Genomic DNA, 13,878 nt, shown 5'->3' on the forward strand with positions numbered 1-13,878 from the left:
TCATGAACTGGGGACATAAAATCATCATCGTGTTTGTTGTTTTTGCAGCCGGTATACTGACGCTGGTCACCAAAAGCATGCGCACCAAAATAGACATGGTCACCAAAGACTATTACGCAGAAGAGCTGAAATACCAGCAGGTGATCGATGGGAAAAAGAATGCACACAGCCTTTCTGCTCCTGTGATGATCTCACAGCAATCAGAAGGGATTGCGGTGACTTTCCCGCAGGAACTGCATGGTACCAGCGTTACGGGCAAGATAAAATTCTACCGTCCTTCTGATGCCGCCATGGATGTTGAAATGCCGCTGCATCTCAGCAGTGATGGCATATTGGTGATTAACCGCCAGCTGTTCCATAAAGGCAGTTACCTTGTAAAGCTGCAGTGGGAAAACCAGGGCAAACCTTTTTATCAGGAAGAAAGTTTACACATTAACTAATCTGTCATGATAGGCGCACTTATTCTCGGTTTTCTGGGCAGCTTTCACTGTATAGGCATGTGTGGACCTATTGCGCTCACCTTACCGGTACAACATCTCGACGGTTACAGGAAGCTGGCGGGTATCCTGCTGTACAATGCCGGCCGTATCACCACCTATGCCTTGTTGGGAATGATCTTTGGCTGGGTGGGCCGGCAGTTGTACCTGGGCGGCTTACAGCAATGGCTTTCTATCGGCATCGGTGTGATCCTGTTGCTGATTGTACTATTGCAATACACCGGGGCATACCGGTCAAAAGGTGGTCATCTCCCCGGTATTTATCTCACTAAAATAAAATCTGCGTTGGGTGCATTATTACGTCAGCAGCGATTCAGTACCCTCTATGGTATCGGCGTACTGAACGGCCTGTTACCCTGCGGCCTGGTATATCTTGCCGTTGCCGGCGCAGTAGCTACCGGTAACACCTGGCAAGGCAGTCTTTTTATGGCTGCATTTGGCGCCGGTACCATGCCGGCGATGATGGCCGTCACCTGGTTCAGCCACCTGGTCAGTATGCAAATGCGTAACCGTATCCGTGCACTGATACCGGTTGCTGTAGGCGTGATGGGGATTCTGCTGATCCTGCGCGGCCTGAACCTGGGTATCCCGTATATCAGCCCTGTGATGTCTGCCCACAGTGAAAAAGTGGTGGAACGTTGTTGTCATAAACCTTCATGATCATGAACTTAATCCGTAAATACAATACAGCCGCTCCGCGGTACACCAGTTATCCCACGGTTCCTTATTGGGATGAAAACACTTTTGACCTCCAGACATGGAAGACATTGCTGAAAAAAGCTTTTCAGGCGACCAATAACAAAGACGGTATCAGTATCTACATCCATCTGCCTTTCTGTGAGAAGTTGTGTACCTACTGCGGCTGTAATAAACACATTACCGTCAACCATGCGGTAGAGGAACCCTACCTGCAAACCGTGTTGAAAGAATGGGAACTGTATGTGGCCGCTTTCGATGGTAAGCCCCGTATCCGGGAGATCCACCTGGGTGGTGGCACCCCTACCTTTTTCAGTCCGGAGAACCTGACGATGCTGTTGCAGGGTATTTATCAGCATGCGGAATTACTGCCGGATGCTTCCCTCGGTTTTGAAGGGCATCCCGGTAATACCACGCCCGAACATTTGCAGACGTTATATAACCTTGGTTTCCGGCGTATCAGTCTGGGTATACAGGACTTCGATCCACGGGTTCAGGAAATCATCAACCGGTTACAACCTTTCGATATGGTGGCCAGGGTGGTAGAACATGCCAGAAAAACCGGTTTTACCGCCATCAATTTCGATCTGATTTACGGGCTTCCGTTACAGACCGCCTGCGGAATGCAGGACACCATTGATAAGGTGATGCAACTGCGGCCCGACAGGATTTCTTTCTACAGCTATGCGCATGTTCCCTGGATCAAAGGAGTAGGACAGCGCCGTTATTCCGAAGCAGATTTACCGAAAGACGAAGAGAAAAGGCGCTTGTATGAACTGGGTAAAATGCTCTTTGCGCGGAATGGTTATACAGAGATTGGTATGGACCATTTTGCACTGCCCGGCGATGAGTTGTTCATCGCAGCAGCGAAAGGCGAACTGCATCGTAATTTCATGGGGTATACCGTTTCACATACTTCCTTATTGGTTGGTTTAGGAGCGTCTTCCATCGGAGATAACGGCTATGGCTATGTACAAAACGAGAAACAGGTAGCGGCTTACCAGGAGAAAGTAAACAAAGGTGATTTTCCGATCATTCGCGGCCATATTCTCAATGCAGAAGATCAGTTGTTAAAAGGTCATATCCGCGACCTGATGTGTACATTTGAAACGAGCTGGCGTAAGGCTGATACCCAGTGTGACGCTGTGATGGAAGGCCTTCAGCGTTTGCAGGAACTGGAGCGGGATGGACTGGTAGAAGTAGTGAAGAACAGGGTGGCCGTTACCGCCAAAGGACGTCCGTTTATCCGGAATATCTGTATGGCATTTGATGCCCGTTTGTGGAGAAAACTGCCCGAAAGCCAGTTGTTCAGCAAAGCAATATAATTTCATTGGCAAAAAAGTGGGAGCAAAGGATACTGAATCGTGTTTTTGCTCCTTTTTTGCATTTTCGGGAGATGGGGGAGCCGGACATAAAAATAGCTTCCAATGAATGGCAAGAGGAGGAGTATACAAAGAGAAAAAAAATAGCTGTTGGCTGTAATGCTTGCTGACAAAGGATTTCAGCGGCAATAAAAAAAGTCTGACCGTTGGAACAATCAGACTTTCTTATTATGTGAATGGGTTAGTAAGTACAGGGAAACAAAATTCCCTACACAATATTAAAAAGAATTTCATGACAAAAGAAAAAATTTACAAAAAATTTTATTCACACTACTAAAATAATTGTGGATAACAGCAGTCTGAAACTTCCCCGTTATCGTTATCACCCCCTCCATATTTTGCTTGTTGCGTTCCCTGATTTACTACCTTTGTTGCACTTTAACATTATTCAATAACTCGGATCATATGAAGTTTGAAGCACCCGTTGCAGTAACGGAAATCGCTGCATACATAGGCGCAGAGCTGATTGGCAACAGCCAGCTGATGGCTGCCGGCCTCAATGAAATACATAAAGTAACACCAGGGGATATATCTTTTGTGGACTTTGAAAAATACTACAACGCCAGTTTGCAGTCTGCCGCCACAATCATCATCATCAACAAAAAAGTGGAATGTCCGGAAGGCAAGGCGCTATTAGTGCTGGACGATCCTTTCAGTGCATATGTAAAACTGGTGAACCGCTTCCGTCCATTTGAACCGGCAACGAAAGCGATCAGTGATACTGCAGTGATTGGAGAAGGCACCATCATACAACCTAACGTATTCATTGGCAATCATGTGCGTATCGGTCGTAACTGTCTGATACATCCCAACGTGGCGATTTATGACCACGCCGTGATCGGTGACAACGTGATTATTCATGCCGGTACCGTACTCGGTGCGGATGCTTTTTACTTCAAGAAAAGAGCCGACAGAGAGGTGATATACGACAAGCTGGTAAGCTGTGGCCGTGTGATCATCGAAGACGATGTGGAAATAGGCGCCGGCTGCACCATCGATAAAGGTGTAAGCGGTGATACCATCATCGGTCGTGGTACTAAACTGGACAACATGATCCATGTTGGTCATGGTACCGTTATCGGTAAAAACTGCCTCATCGCTGCCCAGGTTGGTATTGCCGGTAAAGCACATATCGAAGACAATGTGATCCTGTGGGGACAGGTAGGTGTCAACAAAGACCTGACCATCGGTAAAGGCGCCGTAGTACTCGCACAAAGCGGTGTGCCCGGCAACCTCGAAGCCGGTAAAGTATATTTTGGCTCCCCGGCAGAATTAGCCAGCGACAAAAGAAGAGAGCTCGGCTGGGTAAAACGTATTCCCGAAATCTGGGACAAAGTAAAATCCCTTTAATCAATTACGGATGACGAATGGCTGCACGTTCTCCATTCGTCATTCGTTTCCCATAATCCGCCATTCATGAAAAAGTTATTGTTTCCCATTCTCTTTCTCTTTTCCTGTACTGCTACCAAACAACCCGCCAACACCACCAACTCCGGTAACAACCTGTATAGCCAGGCCCAGGAGTGGCCGGTAAAAGTGAACGATGGCTGGCTGACCGCCAAAACCATTTCTTACGGACTGTATACCACCTCCTCCCGTAAAAACGGTGTTGCAGAAACGATGGGCAGTTTTATCAAAGACCCCCAAAACCCGTTCAGTTTCTACGTGAGCGGTAACGATGAACGCATCCTGGTACAAACCATGAACACCACCCGGATCGCCTTCTCCAATCGCGATTTACCGGCCGTTTTAAAAGACCTGGACGGCAGTGCACCCCTTTCCTATACACTGATCAACGGCACCAAAAATGAGCCGTTGAAACGCTGGGAAATGATATTAAAATCCCCCGGGTACCTGGAACTGAACAACAACAAACAAACCGGTATCCTCCGTTGTGCAGACACGGATATCCGCATCACGGCACATAACCGTTTTGGCAAGGTCAATTCCTACGAAAAAGTGTGTTATGAATTCCAGTATCGCGGTCAACCGGTAGCGGCAGTTATTGCCGGCGATAAACCCCGTGTATGGGTTAGCAAAGATGCGCCTGCGGAAACAACCAAAACACTGGCTGCGGCTATAGGAGCGTTGTTGTTGCGGTAATTAATTACGGGAGGCCAGGAAAGCGGCGGCTATTTCCTGAATGGTTTCTTCCAGCGGCCGGAAGTGGAAGTCGGGTAGGGTATTCTTTATTTTCTGATTGTCGTAGTACACCTTCAGCTGTGCAGTACGCGCCGTTTCTTTCGTCACCAGCGGCTGTTTGCCGGTGAACATTCCGCGGAGCTTTTCAAGTCGCCATACAATGGCCGCCATCCACGGTTTAGCTGCAATATGGGGCGGCTTTTTGCCCAATGCATGGGCCATGGTAGTAAACAACTGACGGTATCCCCAGTTATCGGCCGACAGGATAAAGCGCTCTCCGCTCACGGAACTATCCATGAGCATGATCATGGCTTTTACCACATCGTGTACATCTACAAAACCGTTGACACCTTCAGTATAATAAGGGAATTCTTTCCAGGCGTTTTTAATCAGGGTACCGGAGCCTTCATCCCAGAAGCCGGCGCCTAATATAATCGATGGGTTTACGATCACGGCATCCAGCCCTTCAGCGATGCCCCGCCATACCTCCATTTCACCCTGAAACTTACTGATACTGTAGCGGGAGTTATTGGAGCTCTCTTCCCATTCACAATCTTCATCAATGGCTGCCTGTTCCTTCGCCCTCCCGATGGAAGCCACGGAACTTACGTACACCATTTTTTTAACGCCGGCATCCAGTGCCATATTCACCACGTTAGCAGTGCCTTCTACGTTGATCTTCATGAGGTTGTCGGCATTACCCGGCTGAAAGGATACGATCGCTGCACAGTGATATACCTGGGTAACGCCTTGCATCGCGTCTTCCAGTACACATACATCCAGGATGTCGCCCTGTATCCATTCTATTTTTCCGGAGAGGTCCTGTAACCGGGGAGATGGGGCCGTCCGGTAAAGGGCTCTCACAGGCTTGCCTGCTGCCACCAATGACCGAATCAAATAACTGCCTAAAAAACCTGTTCCACCGGTTACTAAAATCATGAAGACTATTTCATTTACTTAAGGAGGCTCAAAATTAACTAATGATTTCCGTGATTTGAGCGATTCTCCTGATTTATAACTGTTAAAAGTTTATTGCTCATACCGGTAGAAGCCAAGGCCTGTTTTGCGGCCCAGTCTTCCATCCTGTACACGTTGTTCCTGTAGTATGTTTGGTTTAAAGCGCGGCGCTTGTTGAAACGCATCGTACAGCGACCGGGTTACGGCCAGGTTGATATCGTTGCCGATAAGGTCCATGAGCGCAAATGGCCCCATCCGGAAACCGGCATTTTCCAGCAACAGATCGATCGTGCTGAAGTCTGCCGCCCGCTGTTCTGCCAGCAACATAGCTTCCAGGTAATAATGCCGGGCTACCCGGTTCACAATAAATCCGGGAGAGTCTTTCACACGTACCGGCACTTTCCCCATAGTTTTGGCCAGCTCATAAATGCGGTTGGCCGTTTCCGGGGATGTTTGTTCTCCACTCACCACTTCCACCAGTTTCATCAGGTGGGCAGGGTTAAAGAAGTGCATGCCGGCAACCCGCTCCGGATGAGGAAGGGTGGCCGCCAGCGCGGTAACAGACAGGGAAGAGGTATTGGAAGCGAAAATGGTACCCTCGCCGTTGATAGGCGCCAGTTGGCTGAAAAGAGCCGTTTTAGCGGCTATATCTTCTACAATGGCTTCTATGATCACATCCGCCACACAAAGGCTGATATCACTGGTAAATGTAAGCCGTTGCAGGGTGGCGTCCTTTTCTGCTGCTTTCAGCCGGCCTTTCTCCACGGCCGCAGTCAGGCTTTTGGTAACCTGTGCCTGCGCTTTTTCCAGCCCTTCGGGGCGGATATCAAACAGGATCGTCTTATAACCATTGGAAGCCGCTACCTGGGCAATGCCGGCTCCCATAGTGCCGGCGCCGCATACAGCAATAGAGTGTACCATCGGGGGAATTTTTTGATTTAGGGATTTTTTGATTTACGATTTCCTGATTTGAAGAATGCCGGAGCAGTCTAATCCCCGAAATCGTAAATCAAAAAATCCCTAAATATTTTATACCGTTCCTTCAAATTGCTCCAGGAAACGGGTATCATTTTCAGAAAACAGGCGAAGGTCTTTAATCTGGTATTTCAGCATGGTAATACGTTCGATACCCATACCGAAGGCAAATCCGGTGTATTTTTCCGGATCGATGCCGCAGTTGGCCAGCACTTTGGGGTGTACCATGCCGCAGCCCAGGATCTCTACCCATCCGGTGTGTTTACATACGGAACAACCGGTACCGCCACAGATAAAGCAGGAGATATCCATCTCAGCGCTGGGCTCTGTGAACGGGAAGTAGGAAGGACGGAAACGGATACCGGTGTTTTCGCCGAAGAACTCCTTCACAAAGTGATAAAGGGTTTGTTTAAGATCAGCGAAAGAAACGTTTTCGTCAATGTACAATCCTTCTACCTGGTGGAAGAAGCAGTGTGCACGGGCAGAAATGGTTTCATTACGGTATACCCTTCCCGGGCTGATAATACGGATAGGCAACTTACCCTGCTCCATCACCCTTACCTGGGCAGAAGATGTTTGGGTACGTAACAGCCAGTCAGGATTTTTGCTGATAAAGAAAGTATCCTGCATATCGCGTGCAGGGTGGTTTTCCGGGAGATTCAGCGCGGTAAAGTTATGCCAGTCGTCCTCGATTTCCGGACCTTCTGCAATGGTAAAGCCCAGCCGCTCGAAAATACGGATGATCTTATTCCGCACCATGCTGATAGGATGACGGGTACCCAACCGGTGAGGAGCCTGGGGCAACGTATAATCTATTTCCTCGTGATTGGCGCCGGCAGCTTCCTTCAGCGCTGTAAACTCTTCATAGCGGGCTTCTGCCAGCTGCTTAAACTCGTTCAGGATCTGTCCGAACTCTTTCTTGCGATCGTTGGGGACCTGTTTCATTTCTCCGAAAAGGGCCTTCACGATACCTTTGGTTCCCAGAAACTTAATCCGGTACTGCTCCAGATCGGCCGCATTGGCGGGCGTAAAAGCCGCTATTTCCTGTTTATAGGCTGCTATTTGCTGTACTAACTGTTCCATAAAGAACAAAGATAAGCGATAATGCTAAAATATCAGTTTATAACCAACCCCCCGGATATTAACGATCTGGACCCGGCTGTCATCCTTGAGATAACGCCTCAATTTGGTGATAAAAACGTCCATACTGCGGGCATTGAAGAAGTTATCATCGCCCCAGAGGTCCATGAGTACGGCCTTCCGTTCCATGACCTCATTTTTGTTGTCGTACAACCGGCGCAGGATCTCTGCTTCGCGGTGAGATAGGAACTCGGTGGTATTGTTACGGATAAGGGTCTGCTTGGCATAGTTAAACACATACTGCCCGATCACCACGGAGCCTTCTTCCATTTCCTTCACGGCCGGATGGTCGCTGAACCGCTTCAGCAACGCTTTAATCCGCACAATCAGTTCATCCATACTGAAGGGCTTCTTGAGATAGTCGTTGCCGCCCAGCTCAAATCCCTTTACCACATCTGCTGTTTGCGATTTAGCTGTCAGGAAGATGATGGGCGTGAATTTATCCTGCTTCCGGATCTCGGCGGTCACGGAAAAGCCGTCCATGTTCGGCATCATAATGTCCAACACCACCACATCGGGCCGCTCCTGCTGATAAAGGCGCAACCCTTCTTTCCCGTCTGCAGCGTACAACATCTCAAAGCCACGGGTTTCCAGGCTGTCTTTAACAATCTGGCCCAGTTGCCATTCGTCTTCTATTAATAATACTTTTGCCATACTCGTTTTTTTACCCGGATAATGCCTGTCTATATTCCAATACAACTATACTGCCCGATACCACTAAACTTAGCCATGGGAGCGGGTCAGCGGAATATGCAGGGTGAACTCCGTTCCCTTGTCGGGCTCGCTGTGTACCCGTATGGTACCGCCATGCATATCCACGATCTTCTTTACGTAACTCAGCCCCAATCCAAACCCTTTTACATTATGCAAATCGCCGGTAGGTACCCTGAAAAATTTATCAAAGATATTTTCCTGGTAAGACCGCGGAATACCAATGCCATTATCTCTCACAATGATCTTCAGCACACCGTTTTCTTCACTGCAGCTGATATATAACTGTACCTGGTCGCGGGAATACTTGATGGCATTATCCACCAGATTGTTGATAGCGTTGGCCAGGTGGGTTTTATCTACATAAACAGTGGGATGGGTCAACTTGTTGTCATACCGTACCTGCAGCATCTTGGCCGCCTTCAGCTGATGATTGGTGAGGATATTGTCGATTACTTCATTCAGGTCTGTATCTTCCCGGAACAGGTCTATATCTTCTTTTTCTTCCGCAGCAATATGCAACACTTTCTCCACCAGGTCCGACAGCCGCTGTAATTCATTTTTAGAGATATCCAGGTAGGTTTGTGTTTTCCGGTGATCATTCAGCGCGTTGAAGTTCTGCAATGCTTCTACAGCCGCTGATACTGTAGCGATAGGCGTTTTCAGCTCATGGGTCATGTTGTTGATAAAGTCGTTCTTCACCTCCGACAGTTTTTTCTGTTTGAGGATGGTACGGAGCATATACACAAAACAAAGAACCGTCAGCACCAGCAGTGCAACGGAGCTTATCAATGTCCAGAGCATCTTTTGCAGGATAAACTGCAGGGGAGATTCAAAGCTGGCCTGTACGAAGAGATTACTGGCAGGATTGAACGGTATTTTAGACGTTTGCCGGGGTTCTCTTTTACGGATACTGTCGCGGAAGCTGTCTCTTTCAAGACCGCTGTAGCTCATGTGAAAGGTATCCAGTTTATAGGGGGTGGCTATCTGGCGGTTGTGTAGTTCAGCGCGGAATACAGAATCCAGTTTTTTGAGATTGGCGCTGTCGTTGTGGTTATTGGTAATCAGGAAATCGGAGATCTGGCGGGCAAGGGTATCGGCATAAATACGGGCGGTAACGTCTCCTCTCAGGCTATCTGGTGGCGGCCCGGGTGGCCGTTCTCCCCGATGACCGTGCCGGTCTATCCGTACCATCACTACCTGGCCGCTGTCCTTGCTCCGGTTATAATAACGATAGCGCATATCCGGGAACCGCCGGTGCACATCAGAGAACTGTTTATTAAACACCGCTGTCCGCAGCGCATCATTGATTTCCTTGTTAAACTGCTCCTGCCGGATACGGAAGGAATTGTACACCCAATATCCCTGGAAAAGGAATATTCCCAGAATACAGCTGCACATAAGGATAAGGATGTATCGGATTCTTTGACGCATCAATCATGTTTATATCGTTACAAAACTATCCATTCCGGCGGTAAAGGGGCGAAATCCTTAACAATAATTAACAGTAGATAAGCCTATTTAACGCTGGTAGATAACCTTTAACAGTAAATAACAGTAAATAAAGCTTTTTAACGCAAAAAGAGAACGGGAAGCGGTTTTTTTGCTGTTAAAACCGACAACCATGAAAGGTATATCCCGGATCATTATGAGCGCAGCCCTGGCGCTGCCTTTTACACAACCGCTGCTGGCGCAGCAATCAGGCACCATTGTCTACGAAGTGACTGCTAAAACAGATCCCGAGCGGATGCGCGGGTTCCAGCGTGGCGGGGGAGACGGAGACGAAGCGCCGCAAATACCGGATGTGATCACCTTTAAACAAACCCTCACTTTCGATAACGGTCACGCTAAACTGGCTACCGAAAGACCCGACTTCGGCAACGGCAGCGGTGGCCGCTGGGGCGGCAGAGCCCGCAGGGACAGCAGCAATGCCCCTGCACAGGGACAAGCACAAGGACAAGGTACGGGTCAGCGCAGAATGGGCATGGGTATGATGGGCCGCGGCAATGCGCAGTACTTTGACCTGACCAATAAAAAGATACTTCATGTATTCAGCACTTTCGGTGATGCCCCTAAAACCTACTACACAGAAGAAGATTTTATCATAGCCACAGATGCCAAAACCGCTGATAAAACAAAAAAAATCGCCGGTTATACCTGTAAAAAGGCCACCGTTAAGCTGAAAGACGATACCTACACCGTATGGTACACCACTGATTTGCCGTTTAGTTTCTCACCCATCAACGGACTGCTGCCGGAAGCAAACGCGGTAGTACTGGTGGCAGAAGGCGGCAAACGCGCTTACAATGCCAGCAGCGTGAACCTGCAAGCTGTTACCGATAAGGATCTGAGCATACCTGCCGGCGCTGAAAAAATCAGCCAGGAACAAATGCAAAGCATCCGCCAACAAGAGATGGAGAAATTACGTAAGCGGCAACCCCAAATGTAAAAATTCATCCTATCTTACCTTTTTGCGCGAACCTCCATTATGAAAAAAATTATACAATGCTTGCTGATACTGAGTTTGGGAGTCATCTGCTCCCAGGCTCAGGCGCAGCAAGGAAAGATTAAGGGACAGCTGACCGACCAAAGCTCCAAAGAAGCCATGCCTGCGGCTACCGTGGTTTTATTGCACGCTAAAGACTCTACAGTGGCTAATACAGCCACCACAGACAACAAAGGAAATTTTGAGATCACCAATGTCGCTAATGGCGACTACCGCCTGTACATCAGCTTCCTGGGCTATAAACCCATCAACAAAACGGTTAAAATCTCGGAGGAAACCCCGTCGCTCGCACTGGGCACACTGGGTATGGAACTGAAAGGCGTAAACCTTGCCGCAGTGGAAATTAAGGATGAAAAGCCCCCGATCGTAGTAAAAAAAGATACCCTGGAATTTAATGCCGACGCTTTCAAAACCCGCGATAATGCAGTAGTGGAAGACCTGCTTAAAAAACTGCCAGGGGTAACCGTCGATAAAGACGGCGCCATTACCGCACAAGGCGAAACCGTTACCAAAGTATATGTAGACGGTAAACCGTTCTTTGGCAGCGATCCTAAGATGGCAACCAAAAATCTGCCCGCCAACATCATCGATAAGGTACAGATCATCGATAAAAAATCAGACCAGGCAGAATTCACCCAGATCGATGATGGACAAACAGAAAAAGCCATCAACATCACCATCAAAAAAGATAAAAAGAAAGGGCTGTTTGGCCGCGCGGCCGCAGGTTACGGCACGGACGACCGTTTCTCCACTTCGTTTAACCTTAACCGTTTCCGCGATAATCAGCAAATGAGCATCGTGGGTGGCGGCAACAATGTTAACAGTACCGGCTATACGGTCCAGGACCAAATGAGCTTCAGTTCCGCCGGTGGCGGAGGAGGTGGCGGTCGCGGAAGGGGTGGCCGCGGAGGAGGAGGTGGTGGTGGTGCTATGATCGTCAGCATGGGCGGTGGAGGTGGCGGTGGCGGCAGCAGCAATCCGGGCATCACCCGCAACTGGAATGCCGGCGTCAATTTCAGCGAGGATTTCAACAAAAAAGTGGTGTTCAACGGCAACTATTTCTTTAATGATACCAAAAACAACCTGTCGCAAACAACGGCCAGGCAAACCTTTGCTGATAACGGCACAACCTATTACAACGAAAACTCTTCCTCGCAGACAGACAACAGCAACAACCGCTTCAATGCCCGCGTGGAATACCAGATAGACTCTTTCCATTCCGTCATTTTCACGCCGTCCTATTCCTTTACCAACGGCAACAGCTTCAGCATCCGCGATTACCAGACGCTGAACAATAACAAGGATACCGTCAATAAAGGAAGTACCATCAACGATGGCCAGGGACATAATGAAAATACAGGCGGATCTATCCTGTTCAGGAAACGTTTCAAAAAAACAGGGCGTACCCTCAGCCTGAACCTGTCGTACAACAACAGTGTGAACGATCAGCAGAATTATAACAAAACCAGCGTTTACTATGCTGCGAATGATAGCCTGTCCACCTTCAATCAAAGCAACCAGATTAATACCAGCAGCCAAAATGCCGGCGCCAACTTCACCTATACGGAACCTATTGCGCGTGACCATTACCTGGAAGCCAACTACGGCTTTACCAAATACAAAAGCGATAGTAAAAAATTTACTTACGACTATGATGAAAACAAAGGGGTATATGATCAGCTCAACGATTCATTGAGCAACGCGTTTACCAACAACACGCTCAATCAACAGGCCGGCCTCGCTTTCCGTACTGCCAAACTGAAGTACGACTACTCTATTGGTTTGAATGTACTGTTCAATAATTTAGATAATAACACCTTCTCCTATCGCACCAAGAGAGATAGCCTGATTCATCAAAGTACCGTGAATTTCTCGCCCAACGCGAGTTTCAACTATACTTTTGCAAAGAACAAACGGTTACGCATCAACTATAATGGTAACACCCAGCAACCAACCGTGCAACAGCTGCAACCCGTACCGGACAACAGTAATGCATTGTATGTGCAACAGGGTAATCCGGATTTGAAGCCGTCGTTCAACAATACAGTACGTATTAACTATAACCAGTTCAACAATACTACCTTCAGGGGTATGTTCGCCTCTTTGAGGGGATCATTTGGCTCCAATAAGATCATCAACTCTACCCGGCTGGATACCGCTACGGGTAAGACTTTCAGCAAACCTGTCAACGTAAACGGTTACTATAGCCTGAGTGGTATGGTCCATAATTCCATTCCATTGTCGCGCACACCGGGACAAAACCTGAATACCGGTACTTCCATCGGCTACAGCCGTGATGTAAATATCACGCAGGGCACGATGAACTATAAAAACACGCTTTCGTTGTCACAATCGGCTAACGTAAGCTATATGTACAAAGATTTGTTTGATGCCGCCGTAGGTGCCAGTGTTAACTATAACGCTACCTCCTATACGTTGCCGTCTACGCCCAATACGCAGTACTTTGACTATAACTTCAACGCTGATGTGAACTTCAATCTGCCGCTGGGTTTCATGGTAGGCACGGATATTACCTGTACGCTCAGCAGAGGCCGTACTGCCGGTTATAACCTTACTTCTACCATGTGGAACGCCAATGTGGCTAAATATGTATTCCCTAAAAAACAGGGGATGATCAAGATACAAGGCTTCGATTTGCTCCGTCAATATCTGAGCGTTTCCCGCGATGTAACGGATAACTATATAGAAGACGTACGCTCCAACGTGTTGCAGCAATACTTTATGATCAGCTTTACCTATTTCCTGAAAAAGTTCGGCGGTAATACCCAGGGCAATAATAACGGGGAGAGAGGAATGCGGATGATGGGTCCCCGCGGCGGACAAGGCGGTATGCGGATGAACCACTTCTAAC

12 protein-coding genes are annotated in these 13,878 nt (G+C 48.2%); 7 read left to right on the forward strand and 5 right to left on the reverse strand.

What is annotated here, in order from left to right; translation table 11 throughout:
- Positions 1 to 2: 2 nt before the first annotated feature.
- From ICL07_RS14580 to ICL07_RS14600, 5 genes are all read left to right on the forward strand, one after another.
- Complete coding sequence (locus ICL07_RS14580) at positions 3 to 440, forward strand: FixH family protein (RefSeq protein WP_188088621.1); 438 nt, start codon at positions 3 to 5, stop codon at positions 438 to 440.
- Between the two features lie 6 nt (positions 441 to 446).
- Positions 447 to 1,157, forward strand: coding sequence for a sulfite exporter TauE/SafE family protein (locus tag ICL07_RS14585; protein WP_188088622.1), 711 nt, complete (start codon positions 447 to 449; stop codon positions 1,155 to 1,157).
- Between the two features lie 2 nt (positions 1,158 to 1,159).
- Positions 1,160 to 2,518 (forward strand): oxygen-independent coproporphyrinogen III oxidase, encoded by a 1,359-nt coding sequence (hemN, locus tag ICL07_RS14590; protein WP_223151840.1) that lies wholly within the window; start codon positions 1,160 to 1,162, stop codon positions 2,516 to 2,518.
- Between the two features lie 462 nt (positions 2,519 to 2,980).
- A complete protein-coding gene (locus tag ICL07_RS14595; RefSeq protein WP_188088624.1) occupies positions 2,981 to 3,925 on the forward strand; it encodes a UDP-3-O-(3-hydroxymyristoyl)glucosamine N-acyltransferase in 945 nt (314 codons plus the stop codon).
- Positions 3,926 to 3,991: 66 nt separating this feature from the next.
- The gene (locus ICL07_RS14600) at positions 3,992 to 4,678 is read left to right on the forward strand and encodes a hypothetical protein (protein WP_188088625.1); all 687 of its coding nucleotides are present in this window, start codon (positions 3,992 to 3,994) and stop codon (positions 4,676 to 4,678) included.
- Here ICL07_RS14600 and ICL07_RS14605 read toward each other — a convergent pair whose 3' ends face one another.
- The 5 genes from ICL07_RS14605 to ICL07_RS14625 form a co-directional block, all read right to left on the reverse strand.
- The gene (locus tag ICL07_RS14605; protein ID WP_188088626.1) at positions 4,679 to 5,656 is read right to left on the reverse strand and encodes an NAD-dependent epimerase/dehydratase family protein; all 978 of its coding nucleotides are present in this window, start codon (positions 5,654 to 5,656) and stop codon (positions 4,679 to 4,681) included. It abuts the gene before it with no gap.
- 90 nt (positions 5,657 to 5,746) lie between these two features.
- Positions 5,747 to 6,595 carry a 3-hydroxyacyl-CoA dehydrogenase family protein gene (locus tag ICL07_RS14610; protein WP_188088627.1) on the reverse strand — a complete coding sequence of 283 codons (849 nt, stop codon included), beginning with the start codon at positions 6,593 to 6,595 and terminating at the stop codon, positions 5,747 to 5,749.
- A gap of 108 nt (positions 6,596 to 6,703) precedes the next feature.
- On the reverse strand, positions 6,704 to 7,732 hold the full coding sequence (pheS, locus tag ICL07_RS14615; RefSeq protein ID WP_188088628.1) for a phenylalanine--tRNA ligase subunit alpha: 1,029 nt from the start codon (positions 7,730 to 7,732) through the stop codon (positions 6,704 to 6,706).
- Between the two features lie 24 nt (positions 7,733 to 7,756).
- Complete coding sequence (locus ICL07_RS14620; protein WP_188088629.1) at positions 7,757 to 8,443, reverse strand: response regulator transcription factor; 687 nt, start codon at positions 8,441 to 8,443, stop codon at positions 7,757 to 7,759.
- A gap of 69 nt (positions 8,444 to 8,512) precedes the next feature.
- Positions 8,513 to 9,934: a sensor histidine kinase gene (locus ICL07_RS14625; RefSeq protein WP_188088630.1), complete on the reverse strand. Its 1,422-nt coding sequence runs from the start codon at positions 9,932 to 9,934 to the stop codon at positions 8,513 to 8,515.
- A 190-nt stretch (positions 9,935 to 10,124) separates the two neighbouring features.
- On the opposite strand from ICL07_RS14625, the gene ICL07_RS14630 reads away from it, so the two are divergent.
- The gene (locus ICL07_RS14630; protein ID WP_188088631.1) at positions 10,125 to 10,949 is read left to right on the forward strand and encodes a GLPGLI family protein; all 825 of its coding nucleotides are present in this window, start codon (positions 10,125 to 10,127) and stop codon (positions 10,947 to 10,949) included.
- Positions 10,950 to 10,988: 39 nt separating this feature from the next.
- Positions 10,989 to 13,877 carry a TonB-dependent receptor gene (locus ICL07_RS14635; RefSeq protein ID WP_188088632.1) on the forward strand — a complete coding sequence of 963 codons (2,889 nt, stop codon included), beginning with the start codon at positions 10,989 to 10,991 and terminating at the stop codon, positions 13,875 to 13,877.
- Position 13,878 lies beyond the last annotated feature (1 nt).

The sequence above is a fragment of the Chitinophaga qingshengii genome (assembly GCF_014529935.1).
In the GTDB taxonomy this organism is placed as follows: domain Bacteria; phylum Bacteroidota; class Bacteroidia; order Chitinophagales; family Chitinophagaceae; genus Chitinophaga; species Chitinophaga qingshengii.

Excerpts from the sequence above, each read along its gene's own strand:
- ICL07_RS14605 (WP_188088626.1), bottom strand. The coding sequence starts at position 5,656 with ATGATTTTAGTAACCGGTGGAACAGGTTTTTTAGGCAGTTATTTGATT.
- ICL07_RS14625 (WP_188088630.1), bottom strand. The coding sequence starts at position 9,934 with ATGCGTCAAAGAATCCGATACATCCTTATCCTTATGTGCAGCTGTATT.
- ICL07_RS14630 (WP_188088631.1), top strand. The coding sequence starts at position 10,125 with ATGAAAGGTATATCCCGGATCATTATGAGCGCAGCCCTGGCGCTGCCT.
- ICL07_RS14585 (WP_188088622.1), top strand. The coding sequence starts at position 447 with ATGATAGGCGCACTTATTCTCGGTTTTCTGGGCAGCTTTCACTGTATA.
- ICL07_RS14600 (WP_188088625.1), top strand. The coding sequence starts at position 3,992 with ATGAAAAAGTTATTGTTTCCCATTCTCTTTCTCTTTTCCTGTACTGCT.
- ICL07_RS14635 (WP_188088632.1), top strand. The coding sequence starts at position 10,989 with ATGAAAAAAATTATACAATGCTTGCTGATACTGAGTTTGGGAGTCATC.
- ICL07_RS14595 (WP_188088624.1), top strand. The coding sequence starts at position 2,981 with ATGAAGTTTGAAGCACCCGTTGCAGTAACGGAAATCGCTGCATACATA.
- ICL07_RS14610 (WP_188088627.1), bottom strand. The coding sequence starts at position 6,595 with ATGGTACACTCTATTGCTGTATGCGGCGCCGGCACTATGGGAGCCGGC.
- ICL07_RS14620 (WP_188088629.1), bottom strand. The coding sequence starts at position 8,443 with ATGGCAAAAGTATTATTAATAGAAGACGAATGGCAACTGGGCCAGATT.
- hemN (WP_223151840.1), top strand. The coding sequence starts at position 1,160 with ATGAACTTAATCCGTAAATACAATACAGCCGCTCCGCGGTACACCAGT.
- ICL07_RS14580 (WP_188088621.1), top strand. The coding sequence starts at position 3 with ATGAACTGGGGACATAAAATCATCATCGTGTTTGTTGTTTTTGCAGCC.
- pheS (WP_188088628.1), bottom strand. The coding sequence starts at position 7,732 with ATGGAACAGTTAGTACAGCAAATAGCAGCCTATAAACAGGAAATAGCG.